This is a genomic window from Namhaeicola litoreus (genome assembly GCF_042679565.1).
In the GTDB taxonomy this organism is placed as follows: Bacteria; Bacteroidota; Bacteroidia; order Flavobacteriales; family Flavobacteriaceae; genus Namhaeicola; species Namhaeicola litoreus.
This window is the reverse complement of the sequence record NZ_JBHTMY010000002.1, coordinates 912,739-926,685: the sequence shown is the minus strand read 5'-3', so window position 1 is coordinate 926,685 and position 13,947 is coordinate 912,739. Positions and strand designations below refer to the sequence as shown.

12 protein-coding genes are annotated in these 13,947 nt (G+C 41.6%); all 12 read left to right on the top strand.

The window, feature by feature from the left end:
* The first annotated feature begins 46 nt into the window (after positions 1 to 46).
* The 12 genes from ACFQ39_RS05890 to ACFQ39_RS05835 all read left to right on the top strand — a co-directional run bounded on the left by ACFQ39_RS05890 (position 47) and on the right by ACFQ39_RS05835 (position 13,902).
* The gene (locus ACFQ39_RS05890; protein ID WP_377177063.1) at positions 47 to 331 is read left to right on the top strand and encodes a hypothetical protein; all 285 of its coding nucleotides are present in this window, start codon (positions 47 to 49) and stop codon (positions 329 to 331) included.
* A gap of 124 nt (positions 332 to 455) precedes the next feature.
* Positions 456 to 2,168, top strand: coding sequence for an aminoacylase (locus ACFQ39_RS05885; protein WP_377177062.1), 1,713 nt, complete (start codon positions 456 to 458; stop codon positions 2,166 to 2,168).
* 111 nt (positions 2,169 to 2,279) lie between these two features.
* Complete coding sequence (locus tag ACFQ39_RS05880; protein WP_377177061.1) at positions 2,280 to 2,615, top strand: hypothetical protein; 336 nt, start codon at positions 2,280 to 2,282, stop codon at positions 2,613 to 2,615.
* Between the two features lie 101 nt (positions 2,616 to 2,716).
* Positions 2,717 to 4,102, top strand: coding sequence for a DcaP family trimeric outer membrane transporter (locus tag ACFQ39_RS05875; RefSeq protein WP_377177060.1), 1,386 nt, complete (start codon positions 2,717 to 2,719; stop codon positions 4,100 to 4,102).
* 235 nt (positions 4,103 to 4,337) lie between these two features.
* Positions 4,338 to 4,922, top strand: a complete 585-nt coding sequence (locus ACFQ39_RS05870; protein WP_377177059.1) for a peptidylprolyl isomerase — start codon at positions 4,338 to 4,340, stop codon at positions 4,920 to 4,922.
* Positions 4,923 to 4,980: 58 nt separating this feature from the next.
* Positions 4,981 to 6,690, top strand: a complete 1,710-nt coding sequence (locus ACFQ39_RS05865) for a hydrolase (protein WP_377177058.1) — start codon at positions 4,981 to 4,983, stop codon at positions 6,688 to 6,690.
* A gap of 56 nt (positions 6,691 to 6,746) precedes the next feature.
* Positions 6,747 to 8,102, top strand: coding sequence for a metal-dependent hydrolase family protein (locus ACFQ39_RS05860; protein WP_377177057.1), 1,356 nt, complete (start codon positions 6,747 to 6,749; stop codon positions 8,100 to 8,102).
* A 70-nt stretch (positions 8,103 to 8,172) separates the two neighbouring features.
* Positions 8,173 to 9,621 (top strand): S10 family peptidase, encoded by a 1,449-nt coding sequence (locus tag ACFQ39_RS05855; protein WP_377177056.1) that lies wholly within the window; start codon positions 8,173 to 8,175, stop codon positions 9,619 to 9,621.
* Positions 9,622 to 9,669: 48 nt separating this feature from the next.
* Entirely contained in the window at positions 9,670 to 10,110 is a 441-nt protein-coding gene (locus tag ACFQ39_RS05850; protein WP_377177055.1) for a hypothetical protein, read from the top strand.
* A 117-nt stretch (positions 10,111 to 10,227) separates the two neighbouring features.
* Positions 10,228 to 11,295, top strand: coding sequence for a dipeptidase (locus ACFQ39_RS05845; protein ID WP_377177054.1), 1,068 nt, complete (start codon positions 10,228 to 10,230; stop codon positions 11,293 to 11,295).
* Between the two features lie 312 nt (positions 11,296 to 11,607).
* On the top strand, positions 11,608 to 12,870 hold the full coding sequence (locus ACFQ39_RS05840) for a threonine/serine exporter family protein (protein ID WP_377177053.1): 1,263 nt from the start codon (positions 11,608 to 11,610) through the stop codon (positions 12,868 to 12,870).
* Positions 12,871 to 13,155: 285 nt separating this feature from the next.
* On the top strand, positions 13,156 to 13,902 hold the full coding sequence (locus tag ACFQ39_RS05835; protein ID WP_377177052.1) for a hypothetical protein: 747 nt from the start codon (positions 13,156 to 13,158) through the stop codon (positions 13,900 to 13,902).
* The last annotated feature ends 45 nt before the right edge of the window (positions 13,903 to 13,947 follow it).

The following is a 13,947-nucleotide window of genomic DNA, read 5'->3' as shown; positions in this document are numbered from 1 at the left end:
ACTAAAGTCGTAGACCTTAGTCGATTTAGTGTTTATAAATTTAGTCATGTCAAATGATCAAACATCTTTTCAAAAGAGTCCTTGCTATGAAATTCAGAAGAGTTTTAGCTATCAAAAAGAAGCGATTTACCACATTTTATTAAAGGGTAAAATCAACGCTACCCTCCTGCATATTGTTGACGATATGCAGATACGTCAGGAAAGTGAAGAAGATGTAATAAATCTTATTGGATATTTCCCGGACCAATCGGCATTACTCGGATTACTTAATGCTCTAAACGATATCCGGTACGAAATTTTATCAGTACACATTTTAACAAGCAAACAATAATCAAAAGATGAAAAGAAAAAATCTCACCTTCCATATTACTCCATTTATTTGCTGCAGTAGACTTTAAATAGCTTCGAGTAGTTGATTATCAATCAGTATTATTTATTGAAACCAAACAAACAACATGAAAAAAATTCTAAGCTTATTATTTATTGCATTCAGCATTGCAATTGCAGATGCTCAAGAAAAGAAAAAAGAAATAGCTCAATCAACACCGGAATATGATATCGTCATATTACATGGTCGAGTGATAGATCCGGAAACGATGTTTGATGATGTAGCTAATGTCGGCATCAAAGATGGTCTAATCGTCGTCATCACCAAGGAAAAAATAAAAGGAAAGGAAACGATCGATGCTACAGGGCATGTGGTAGCTCCAGGATTTATTGATACACACTACCATGCAACGGATGTCTTTGCAAGCAAGATGGCACTCAGGGATGGCGTAACAACAGGTATGGATCTGGAAGCCGGCTCATATAATGTAAAGGCTTGGTACGGTGACAGAGCAAAATCGGGTTGGCAAGTCAACTATGGTACATCTGCCAGCTTGTTATTTAATAGAATGGCTGTTCATGATCCTGATGCTGAACTCAATGGGCCGGTCGATTACTCAACTATTCCTACGTATGCTGCGAAAGCGTTAACAGATGGTGTTCAAGGTTGGGCAGATACGAAATCCACCGTGGAGGAAATGAATAAAGTGATGGCTTTAATGGATGAAGATCTGCGTCAAGGGGCCATAGGTGTTGCTGCACCTATTGCCTATATGGCCAATGGAATAAGCAGTTATGAGCTTTTTGAAGGGCAAAGGGTTGGTGCGAATTACGGACGTCTTACCTCTGTTCATACGAGGTATCATCTTTTATCAGAAACTCCTACTGAAGCACCTATCGCTTTTGACGAGATGTTTACCAATGCGATGTTATTGGGTGCTCCATTATTAATGGCGCATAACAATGATTATGGCTGGTGGGAAATTGAAGAAAAATTACAAATGGCCAGAGATAAAGGGTTGAATATGTGGTCTGAATACTATCCTTATGCTGCCGGATCAACAGCGATCGCTGCTGCTTTCTTAAGACCTTCTGAATGGGTAGAGAAACGCGGTTACAAATACGAAGAAACGATTTATGACCCCATTGATGATGCCTACCTTACCAACGAAACTTATGCCGCATTGATGAAAAAAGAACCGGGGAGATCGGTTGTAGTTGAATTTCCATATCGAAAAGAATGGATGAATAATTGGTTGGCAATTCCGCACATGACCATTGCAAGTGATGCGATGGCAGGTGTAGGTGCTGACGGCAAATTGCTGCCATGGGATGCGGATTGGTCTGAATACCGTGGACATCCTCGCACTTCAGGTTCTCATGGCACTTGTTTTAGATTAGGACGTGAACAAGGCATACCATTGATGTTTACGATTTCCCAAGCCAGTTATTGGGTAGCGAAACACTTAGGCGATTCTGGTCTTGAAGCGATGAAGCAACGCGGTAGAATTCAAATAGGGAAAGTGGCGGATATTACCATTTTTAACCCAAACACGATAAAAGAAAATTCCACTTTTAAAGTAGGCGAGCATGGCACCCCTACTACCGGTATTCCTTATGTTATTGTGAATGGCGTTACCGTAGTAAAAAACAATGAAGTACTTCCTGTAAAGGCCGGACAAGAAATTCGTTTCCCGATAGAATCAAAAGGAAGGTTTGTCCCCATTGATCAAAATAAATGGTTGAATGAACACACCATTGGTTTAAATCCAGAGCTTTTAGAGATACATTTAGATGACGATTCCGGAGCGGGAAAAGCGCTTAATAAAAAAGAATACTAATTAATCGAACTATAATAAAATGAAAAAACACTCTTTATTTCGGCGCTTATTTTCAGTAGCTGTAATGAAACAACAACCGAAAAAGGGGCAGATTCCAATCAGGAATTTGACATGGTCATCTTGAACGGTGGCGTCATGGACCCAGAGACAAATTTTGACGGTATCCCTCATTTTAAAACAAAAGGACGTATGCAAAAAGGGATGGTTGCGGATATTGTCATTTTCAATCCTGAAACGGTTACAGAGAACACTACCTATGAACCAGGAATGGGAGCTATACGATCAACCGGTATTCCTTATGTCTTGGTAAATGGGGTGATTGTAGTAAAAGACTCTGAAGTATTAAAAGTTTTTCCAGGCAAACCGATTCGTTTCCCTGTTCAAGAAAAAGGGAAAATCGATGAAATAGAAATTGAACCACGGTTGTTTGATCCAAATCAATCTTAAAATAGTTAAATCATCTCTGGATGTATTTTTCAAAAAGATGAGCCCATCCTTAGATGCTCATTAGAATTTAATCAACAACCATTTAAAACTGATGTAATCTTATGTTAATAAAAAAAATTAAACTCCTCATCATTTTATTCATTCTTGTTGCGAGCAAAGGCCAGCTTCATGCCCAGGATCTGGATTCCATAAAGGCCGAAATAAAGATGTTAAAGGAATATACGCAAAGGATCAATGAATTGGAAAAGTATATCGACCAAATAGAAAGTGATTCATCCTCTACACATCTACAACAGGTAAAAGCAGCCCAAAGTGATACCTTGGGGGATCAAATATTAGTCATACCCAAGGAAGACATGCGCGAACCAAACCCTGTAATAACGGGAAGTGACCTTGTTAACGATGATTTCAAGGGATCGTGGCCGATGTTTGGAAGTGATTTTCGCATGAAAATAGGAGGTTACTTAAAAGTAGATATTCTTTATGATTTTAACGGAACCACAGATAAAACCCAGTTTCTCATGTCGACCATCCCTGTAAAGGGTACACCGGAATACGCAGACGATGGGTATATCAATTTTATGGCCAGAGAAACCCGTTTTAATTTCGATGTTCGCCGAACATCAGGTAAAGTTCCTTTACGATTATTCATTGAGGGAGATTTTTGGTCTGCCGGAAATCAGCTTAGGTTACGACATGCCTACGTTGTTGCCGGAGATTTTATCGTGGGACAAACATGGACGACTTTATCATATCTGGAGTCCTTGGTCACTCTTATTGACTTTGCTGCCGGAGATGCCTTGTTTGGAGGACGTACAACGCTCGTTCGCTATCAAAAAAAGATTAACGAACATTGGAAGGTTGCTGCCGGTATTGAAAATTTAGACTTTTTGGGGATTGAGAATCCGGATATGGTGGGTGGAAAGTCATCACTTCAATTGCCCTTATTGGCTTTTAGAGCCGACTATAGTTGGAAAACTGGGCTATTGATTATGGGGGCCAGCTTTGCTCAATTGCATTGGGATGGTGGAGCCGAAGGACCCGATGCCAGTGCACTTCAAAACGACTTCGTTGTCGGTGGCAGACAATACATCGGTAAGAGCGATTACTTTACCTGGAATTTTTCTTATGGTAATGGCTCGGGTGAAAACATCATGGCCTTTGCGGGTAGCGATGCCAATGCCGTTATCAACATTGATGGAAAACTTGAAACATTACCTGCTTATTCTCTTTTATTAGGTTTTTCGCATGAGTGGAGTGACAAATTCACTTCCAATTTATCAGTAGCCTATGGTTGGCTTGAATCTAAGGAATCAAGAGACCCGCTGGCATTAAAACAAGGAGGAATCGGACATTTGAATCTCATTTACAGACCATTAAAAAATTTCACTTGTGGTATTGAATTTATGTATGGTAACCAAGAAACTACCGATGGTTCAATAGGAAGAGCAAACCGTTTACAGACAATGGCGAAGTATCAATTCTAAACGGATGAATACCTGCCATTAATCATCACTAAACCCTCTGAAAAATGAATAAACAAGACAGAATTAACCACATGCTAAACATGGAGACACAAATGAATCACTATTGAGATGAATATTGGATTTGCCATTGCACCATCGGGAATATCCCGATTGAATTCAAGCTTGAAATATTGAAGTAATTTTAAAATAAATCGGATAAATATATCCATATAATGAATAATCAACTATTTATGTTTTGAAAGAAAAATTTCAAACTTTCGAAGGCCGCGCAGAAGAACAGTCAGTGACTGTCATTCTCTGCACATCCCTTGGGGATATTGAACTGGTGGTTTATCCCCAAAAAGCCCCATTATCTGCAGGGGATTTTTTAGACTACGTGGACCGCGGTTTATACCAAGGGGCAGCATTTTATCGGGTAATCCGCCCTGACAATGATGCTGGTTCACCAGTGATTGAAGCCATACAAGGTGGATTACTGACAGAATCGCCTCCGACCGAATTCATTGCTCATGAATCTACCAAACAAACAGGCATTAAACACCTCGACGGAACCCTCTCGCTAGCCCGTCGTGAAGTGGGTACTGCCACCGCTGCCGCTTTTTTTATCATCATTGGCGATCAGCCCAGTATGGATTTTGGGGGTAGTCGTAACGCTGATATGCAGGGCTTTGCCGCCTTTGGACGCGTTGTGAAAGGTATGGAGGTCGTGCGGGCCATTCAGCAAATAAGGGATACATCCAATGAAGGCCCTTTTGTGAAAGGTCAAAAGTTAAGTAATCCTGTTGCGATTGAATCAGTAAAACGTAAAACTAACTCCTGAAACAAGCTTTTAGGTATCTCAATTCAGATAAATTCAATTAAACTTTATAAAAGAAAAAATGAAAATAAAACTAAAATTTTTAAGACTATTTAGCATCGCTTGTTTAGGGCTTGTGATGCTCACTAATTGTAACCCATCACCTGAAGGAGATAACAAAAAGTCGGATTACAAGGCGTTACCCGCCTCTACCGAATTTGATGTAGTCATACTCAACGGTAGAGTCATAGACCCAGAAACAGAGTTTGACGCTGTTAGAAATGTGGGGATCCTTGACGGAAGAATTGCGTTAATAACCGAAGAGTCTATTTCTGGAAAAGAAACCGTGGATGCCACAGGTAAAATTGTTGCCCCTGGATTTATTGATACACATTTCCATTTTCAAACGCCAATCGGTTATTCTCTTGGGTTGCGTGATGGCTTAACCAGCAGCATGGATTTCGAGATGGGCTGTGCAGGATCCTACATCGCGCCCTGGTACGAAGCGCGAGCTGGTGTGACCCAAGCCAACTATGGAGTTGCGGTTAGCCACGAGTTAGCCCGCGCAATGTTTATCGACGGGTCAGACGGCGCTGATTACTTAATCAACGGCCCTATAGCCGCTTACACAACCCGTGCGAAAAAAGGATGGAGCCAAACGCGTCCAAACCTTGAGCAAGGTAATGCAATTCTTCAAGAAATTGATAAAGGTTTACAAGCGGGTGCAGTGGGTATCGGTAGTACTGTGGGTTACATGAGAGCAGGTGTGTCTTCACGCGAGATGTTCGAGGTGCAGAAGGTAGGAGCACGCTATGGTCGTGCGACCGGTGCACATACACGCTATACGCTTGGTAACGACACGGAAGAGAATAACGGCGCACAAGAACTTATTGCCAACGCCGTGGCGCTTGGAGCTCCAGCAAATGTAGAACACTTCAATAACCCTGGTTGGCGTCTTGCACACGAAATGATTACCAGACTTCAAGAACAAGGACACAATATTTGGGGAGAAATCTATCCCTATGCTGCGGGTTCCACTACGCTCAATGCAGAGTTCCTTAGACCGGAGATCTGGATTGACAAAATGGGTAAACGATATGAAGATACCATGCTGGATCCGGTTACAGGTAAGTACTATACTTTGGAGACCTACAAAGCCACGGTGGCATCCGAACCAACTAGGCCGATTGTCATATTCAAAATGCCGGAGGAAGACCAATGGAAGTGGTTGACGCTGAAAGGTGTAACCATGGGTAGCGACGCAGTTGGTGCCACACCATACCTAGCTCCTTGGGATTACCCTATGGACTCACTTGGGGGCACCCATCCCCGCACGGCTGGTTCTAGAGGTGCTACCATAAGGCTTGGTCGGGAACACAACATCCCTATGATGCAGTTAATGTCAATCCTAAGCTACAATGCTGCCAAACATTTAGGAGATACAGGCTTAAAGTTTTTCCAAGAACGCGGTCGTATCCAAAACGGAATGGTTGCTGATATCGTGGTGTTTAACCCTGAAACCTTCAGGGATAATTCAACCTACGATAAGGGCGCAGTCCCTTCAACGGGTATGAAAGCCGTTATTGTTAACGGTCAGGTGACCGTGCGTGATGATGTGCTGCTTCCAGTTTTTGCTGGTCAGCCGATCCGATTTGAACCCGAAGACAAACCGCGCTTCGAGCCGATCTCGGTAGAGTCGTGGAATGCTACCTTCTCGACTGGTATGCCATCTGACTTCTCGGGTGGCGTGCCTGTGCCTGATTTAGACCATCCAGAATCTGATAAACATTAAGAGGGATTTAGATTAAACTCACTTTAAAGAGCATTACTAACATTTTAATATAACTCATGAAGATTAAAAAAGCATTACTAGTATCAATTCTCTGCATCATTAGTTTAGGCCTGTTTGCTCAGGAAAAATCAAAACAGATTACACTTTTTACGAATGTACAAGTGTTTGATGGTACATCAGATAAGCTGATTAAAGCCGATGTTTTGGTTGAAGGAAACCTTATCAAACAAATATCCAAAGAACCTTTGATGGTTGCGCAAACCGATAATGTAACCATTATTAATGGAGGCGGAAACACCTTAATGCCAGGCATGATTGAAGGACACGGGCATGTTATGTTTGCCTCCGATCTGCCTAAATTATTGAATCAGGACGAGTTTGAGCAAGGAATTAATGCCGCAAGACGTGCGAATGACTACCTCATGCATGGATTTACAACCATACGTGATTGCGGTGGAAACAGTTTTGGTGTAAAACGCGCACTGGATCAGGGCATTATTTCCGGTCCCAGGATTTACCCAAGTGGTGCAGCCATAGGTCAAACATCCGGGCATGGTGATTTTCGTTCAAATGTTGATGGTCACCCCTATTATGATGGGGTCGATAACGGTGGGGTCGTGAACAAGTGGAAGCACACTTTAATTGCCGATGGTACGGATGAGGTGCGCCGTGCGGTTCGTGACCAGTTGTTTCGTGGCGCATCACAAATTAAGATCCATACGGGTGGTGGTGTAACAAGTTTCACAGATCCGCTTCAGGCGGCACAGTATACGCCGGAAGAAATTAAGGCTGCCGTTGAAGAAGCAACTCGGTACGGAACGTATGTGATGACACATTCGCAGATGAACAATAGCGTAGTTGCCTCTCTGGATGCCGGAGTAAAATCCATAGAACATGGGCTCGTTCTTGAAGAAAGTACCGTAAAAAGAATGGCGGAGCTTGGTGTTTTTTATTCGCCTCAGTTGTTTTTACCATTACAGCCTACAGCAGGCAACCCAATGTTTCAGGATCCCATTCAACAGGCAAAATTAAAAATTGTTGCAGAGGGTACGCGAGATGCCATTGCACTGGCAAAGAAGCATAAACTGACCATCCTTTGGGGAACAGACTGTTTTTTTGGTAGTGCACCTTATAGTGCCTTTACACAGGAATTCGCTTATCGTGATGAGTTCTTTACTCCTATAGAACAATTGAAGCAAATAACTGGAAACAATGCTAAAGTACTGGCATTATCGGGCCTTAAGAATCCTTATCCCGGGGCTGAACTTGGGGTGATCAAAGAAGGCGCTTTTGCAGATATGATCATTGTAAAAGGAGACCCTACCAAGGATATCAAATTGCTAATGGATACGAATAACATTGGTTTTATTATGAAAGACGGAAAGATTTATAAAAATACCATTGGGGATTAAAATGACCGCTTAGACGAAACCCTATGGGTCATTACATAAAACAAGATTTAATAATAAAAAATACAGTAAAATGGAAAAAGAACTGGAATTAAACGAGTTACAGAAAGGTGAAATATTTACCTCAAAACAATCCGTAATAATTAATGGAAAAACAATAAATCTTGATGCTGAAACAGGAACAATTCAGTTACGAGATGAAGATGATAAACCCATTGCATTAGCTGGGTTTACCCATTATAAGAAGACAGATACAAATGAAAATAGACCAATCGTGTTCGCATTTAACGGAGGACCGTTACAAGCTTCCTTCTGGTTACATATTGGTATTCTAGGTCCAAAACGAGTGGAAACAAATGACCCGTATCATACCAATCCTGCTCCTTATAAAGTCGTAAATAACGAATTTTCTATACTAGATAAAGCTGATTTGGTTTTAATAGACCCAATTGGTACAGGTTTCAGCAAACCCATTGGTGAATCGAAATTTGAAGATTTTTGGGGAGTTGACCAGGATATCCGCGGTATTGGACTATTCATTGAACAGTTTATAGCCCGAACAGAGAAATACAATGCCCCGAAGTATATATTGGGTGAAAGCTATGGCACTTTAAGAAGTGCGGGCGTAACAAAATACCTTCAGGATAGAGGTGTTGTTATGAATGGTGTAATTATGATCGGAGCAGTATTAGAGATGCATAATTTGCTATTTGGACCAGGAAATGACATTTGTTATTTAATTCATTTTCCTACTTATGCGGCAACTGCGTGGTATCATAATAAAGTAAAGGATAAAGGCGAAAGTCTTGAGTCTTTTTTAAATGATGTCCGAAAATTCACTGAAAATGAATATGCTCTTGCTCTCTTTAAGGGTGACCAATTAACGGATAAAGAAAAGAACACTGTAGCTCAAAAATTAGAAGATTATTCTGGTGTAAGTAAGGAGTATTGGCTTAAAGCAAATTTTCGAGTTTCAAACAGCGAGTTTTTTCAAGAACTTTTAAGAGACACTGGCTTAACTGTCGGAAGACTTGATTCTCGTTATACTGGTGTTAATGAAAATTTATTATCACAATTTGCTTTGACAGATCCTGCTGGCGATGCCATTTTACCTCCAATCATAGGAGCATTTAAGGATTATTTATACAATGATTTAAGTGCTGGAAAACATTTGACCTATACACCAATGGCTGCAACAAGACCAAATTTCAAATGGGATTGGAGGCACAGCGGAAATATTGTTTGGAACGCAGACCTTGCGGTCAGCACCTTGCCTGACCTGACATCAGCGATGAAGCGAAACCCAAATCTGAAGGTTTTAATTCTCAACGGATATTACGATGTAGCCACTGTTTTCTATGGTGTAGAATATTCTATCAATCATATGGGCCTGGATGCAGAATTAAAGAAAAATATCATTATGAAATATTACGAATCAGGTCATACGCTATACGTACATGAACCTTCAAGGCCAAAAATTAAAAATGATATAGACGAGTTTATTGATCAAACTTCTAAATAAGAAAACTGATAAAAAGTTAGTATTATATAACTATAAAAGACTTAAATCATGAAAGACGAAAAAAATAAAAGTCGATTAAAATTGGTTATAAAAATGCAGGTTGTGTGGTTGGTCGTGGCTATTCTTTTTCATGTAGTTAGTCTGATCAGAGTTTGGATGGGCTTAACACCATTGTCTGAAGCGGCTCCGATAAATAGTATCATAAGTTTATGTATAATTTATATCCCCCTTCTGTATCTCGGCTGGAAATCTCATTTAGTGATCTATGGTTTGATGAATGGTTTTGTGTTTGGCATGATGCTATTTACGGGCGAGATCCCTAGAGTAATGATGTATTTTTCTCCAGAGGGAATAGCTGCTTATCCGTCAGCTATAGGATGGTTTGGTGGTATTCTGATCAACGGGATAGGCATTCCTTTAGGTTTCTATGGGAGTTTCCTGGCCCTGAGCATGGCGTGGAGGCAAAAATCTAATCATCCAATTGAATGAAAAAATAGCAAAGGCGCGAGAAGTTAATAAGCCATAGATTATTAATGAAAAACTAAATAAAAAAGATAGTAAAGGAAATTAAATAAAAACGAGTATTAATTTTTAAAAACAAAAATCATGAAACATGAAAAAATAGAAATGAATGAAGATCGGACTATTCACGACAAGATGATTGTACTTGACGGCTGCTGTCCCCTGCTCACCTGGGGTATTGACCCAATGTCGGGCAGGGTCGATAAAGCGACTCTTGGCAAGGGGCCCGCTCTTTATATTGAAGGTGGCGTCACTGCAGCCGGGGCTTCAGTTGGGGGTACCCGTACCCCTGTGGAACTCACCAGAACTTCCCTCAAGCTCCATAACCAAATGATCGAGGACAATGGCTGGATCAAAGTAAAAAGCACAGCTGATATTCTACGTGCCAAGCGAGAGAAAACATTTGGGATATGGTACCTCTTCCAGGGCGCCTTTGCTGTTGAAGACAATTTGGACCTTCTCGAAGAGTTCAAGGAAAATGGTGTTGGCCAGGTGGCACCCGCTTACAATTACCGAAACCGATTCGCAAGTGGACAATTAGATCGCTCTGATGCCGGACTGAGCATGGCAGGGGTAGACCTGATCAAGAAGTGTAACGAGTTGGGCATCATTGTCGATGGAGTTCACAATAGCGATAAAGATGTATTGGACATGATTGAATTCTCAAGCAGCCCGGTAATCATTTCTCACTCCAATGCCAAAGCAGTTTACAATCACCCTCGTAATGTTCCGGATGATGTGATTAAGGCGATTGGTCAAAAAGGTGGTGTCGTTGGCGCAGTTGGCTGGCCAACGTTTGTAAGCGAAAGTCAGTTCCCCACCTTTGACCAGTTCTTCGCGCATATCGAACATATGATTGAAGTGGCCGGTATCGATCATGCCTCCATAGGAATGGATTATTTCTATATGATTCAAGGGCTCATGACGGATGATGAAGCACAGAAGCTCTACGACCAGATCATCGCGAGCGGTGCCTGGACAGCTAAGGAGTACGGCCATCCTCCCTATGCCTACCCGACTGGTCTCAAGACACCAGCAACCTTCTACAACATCACCAATGGTCTTCTCAGTAGGGGTTACAGCGTGGAAGATACCCAAAAAGTCATGGGAGGAAACTTAATGCGCGTCATGAAGGAAGTCTGGGGAGCGTAATGCTTAGGGCCGTCAGGAAAGGGGTCAGGAGTCATTAAACGGAGTGTTGGCTATCGAGCAAAACTTCAGGAATAGGACTCCGTACCTTAAAGTCATAAGACAAATAACATTTTAGCCATTTAGAATTGAATCCAAATGAGCTAACAATATAGAATATACGACATACGAAACATGGAGACAAGCATGAATCACCATTAAGACGGATATTGGATTTGCCATTGCCGCATAGTGAATATCACGATTGGAATCAGGGAAAAGTAATTGTTTAAAACAAATAGAATGCATCCACTCATAGAAATTTTACAGAAGTAAATGGAAAATTTAGAAAAAGATTCAAAAGCGTTTTCTGCATCCCCAAAGGTTTCCTTTGACGATGCGTGGAATTTTATCATGAAAGTAGGCTTGGCAGCGCATAAATACGGCGCTACGTCAGGAAGATTAGAATTTCTATTAAAAGGCTTAGCGCAAGATTTCGGCTATAAAGGCAATTTTAAATCTACTCCTGTAGAAATAAGGTTTGGCTTGCAGGAAACGCCCGCTGCACCAAAACGTGTAGAAGTTTTGGCTACACCACCCCTGAATATTGATTTGGACAAGCTCGCCCGATTAGGCGATGTGTTGAACGAAATTAAAGCCGGGACTTTATCTCTGAATGATGCTGCGCCGCGCATTGATGCCATTGACCAAATGCCCCCTCCATGGGGAAAATTTGCTAGCATGCTAGGTTATGTATTTACCGGATTTGGTTTTGCGCTGCTTTTGGGAGCAGGATGGACGGATACGTTATTGGCAGCGGTATTTAGCCTCATCGTTTATGGTATCGTTTTACTCTCGCCTCGCTTAGGTGCTACTGCCGTGAAGTGGATGCCCCTCACAAGCGCAGTAGTTGTTGGTTTTCTTGCAGGACTGACTAAACATTGGTTACCTGATTTAAATCTGGTTTTGGTTATTCTTTGTGGTGTTATCATGTTGCTTCCGGGATACGCCATTAGTCTGGGCACTGGAGAATTGGTGACGAAACACGTCAAATCAGGCTTTTACAATTTGAAGTCCGGGTTAGTTGCGCTTATTAAACAAATTGCCGGAGCTATAATTGGAGTCCGTCTGGCCAGCGTTTTCGTGACCATTGGAGTAGCAGCACCACAAGCCCCCGTAGATCAAAAGTGGATAATTCTTTTTTTTCCATTGCTGCTAGTGGGGTTGGCCTTGGCATTTCAAGTTCCGCGGAGAGATTTAGCTTGGTCGGTTTTGGTTTCTGCCATTGCCTATCTCGGGGTATTATGGGGAAGTTCACTCATGAATGCTAACCTGGGTAATTTACTAGGAACAATCCTTGCAGTAATTATTGGTATCTTCTGGTCATCTAAAACGGGTCGACCAGCCTCCATTGTAGTCATGCCTGCTATTCTTTTACTGGTGGGTGGAACCATCGGTTTTCGTGGTTTAGCCAACTTGGCCAGCGGAAATATGGTACTTGGAGTGGAGCAATTTTTTCAGATGTTCATTGTGGCATTAACCATTATGTTGGGTGTTTTAATCGGTTTCTTCATTATGAAACCTAAACCTAACTTATAATGCGGATTCCGATAAAAACTTTATCGACATCAAGAAAGACAGTAAGAATTACAAAAAACACGCTTAAATTTGTAATTGGTGCACAATGCTTCGAACCCTTTATGTATTATAGAGGAGAATGTAAAATCATAAGAAATAAATAGTCAGGTACTCATCAAATAAACAAACATGGAAAAGGAGAGAATTCATCATTTTATCGGGTACTGCAGGTGTTATTGCAGTATCAGCACCTTTACTTTCCCTCCAAAAAAAATCAAAAACAAACAGAAAATTAAACAAAACGAAATGTCAGTAAAATATTTTTTAGTCTTGATCCTATGTTCATGCTCTTTTGTTGGTGTAAAGGGCCAACAATTCAATACAGATAATTATTTGACCATGCCGCATGGTACGAGCACCATAACCTTAACTGCTGGTCAGAGAAATTCCGGGGTAATAGCCTCTTTTTCCCTTATCCCGAATTTTGAGTTTTTCGCGCAGGCTACAATGTTCTATGAGAACACTTCTCTTGAAATTCCATCGCACTTTACCACCACAGTCTATGCCAAATACATGTTTTGGGTAAATGAGGAAAAAAATGGGGGCGGGGGTGTTTTCCTGGGCATCGGTAAAACACCTGGTTATTGGGCGAACACCGAATTCATAGAATTGCACAAGAATATCTGGTCGGCAGCGTCCTTTACTTTCCCTTTATTCGACAATGCAGTTTCCTGGGACCTGATGCCCGGTATGGTCTATGATTGGAGCAGTGAACCAGAATCTCCCGGAGGATGGGGATTTACCTATTCCACACGTGTGGCTGTATATGGGATTATCCCTCAATCAGCCCTGGTGGGTGAGGTTCTTGGGACCGAGGGTGATTTATTTTCCCCCATGGAATATAGAATAGGGATTCGCTGGGAACCCAATAAATTTGTCATTCCCGCAATCACCTATGGAAATACTTTTTCGGGCTCTGGCCAGGGTGCACGATTGGAAGTAGGGGTAATGATTTTTTCGCCTCCTTATTTAAAGAAACCGCTTCCCGAATAACGAAAGGGCAAAAACAGATTTGTTGCACACTATACTGCGTTCTGC

What these genes read in the sequence shown, in the direction of transcription:
- ACFQ39_RS05880 (WP_377177061.1), top strand. Translation starts at nt 2,280, where the DNA reads ATGGTCATCTTGAACGGTGGCGTCATGGACCCAGAGACAAATTTTGAC.
- ACFQ39_RS05860 (WP_377177057.1), top strand. Translation starts at nt 6,747, where the DNA reads ATGAAGATTAAAAAAGCATTACTAGTATCAATTCTCTGCATCATTAGT.
- ACFQ39_RS05845 (WP_377177054.1), top strand. Translation starts at nt 10,228, where the DNA reads ATGAAACATGAAAAAATAGAAATGAATGAAGATCGGACTATTCACGAC.
- ACFQ39_RS05885 (WP_377177062.1), top strand. Translation starts at nt 456, where the DNA reads ATGAAAAAAATTCTAAGCTTATTATTTATTGCATTCAGCATTGCAATT.
- ACFQ39_RS05855 (WP_377177056.1), top strand. Translation starts at nt 8,173, where the DNA reads ATGGAAAAAGAACTGGAATTAAACGAGTTACAGAAAGGTGAAATATTT.
- ACFQ39_RS05875 (WP_377177060.1), top strand. Translation starts at nt 2,717, where the DNA reads ATGTTAATAAAAAAAATTAAACTCCTCATCATTTTATTCATTCTTGTT.
- ACFQ39_RS05850 (WP_377177055.1), top strand. Translation starts at nt 9,670, where the DNA reads ATGAAAGACGAAAAAAATAAAAGTCGATTAAAATTGGTTATAAAAATG.
- ACFQ39_RS05840 (WP_377177053.1), top strand. Translation starts at nt 11,608, where the DNA reads ATGGAAAATTTAGAAAAAGATTCAAAAGCGTTTTCTGCATCCCCAAAG.
- ACFQ39_RS05890 (WP_377177063.1), top strand. Translation starts at nt 47, where the DNA reads ATGTCAAATGATCAAACATCTTTTCAAAAGAGTCCTTGCTATGAAATT.
- ACFQ39_RS05835 (WP_377177052.1), top strand. Translation starts at nt 13,156, where the DNA reads ATGTCAGTAAAATATTTTTTAGTCTTGATCCTATGTTCATGCTCTTTT.
- ACFQ39_RS05865 (WP_377177058.1), top strand. Translation starts at nt 4,981, where the DNA reads ATGAAAATAAAACTAAAATTTTTAAGACTATTTAGCATCGCTTGTTTA.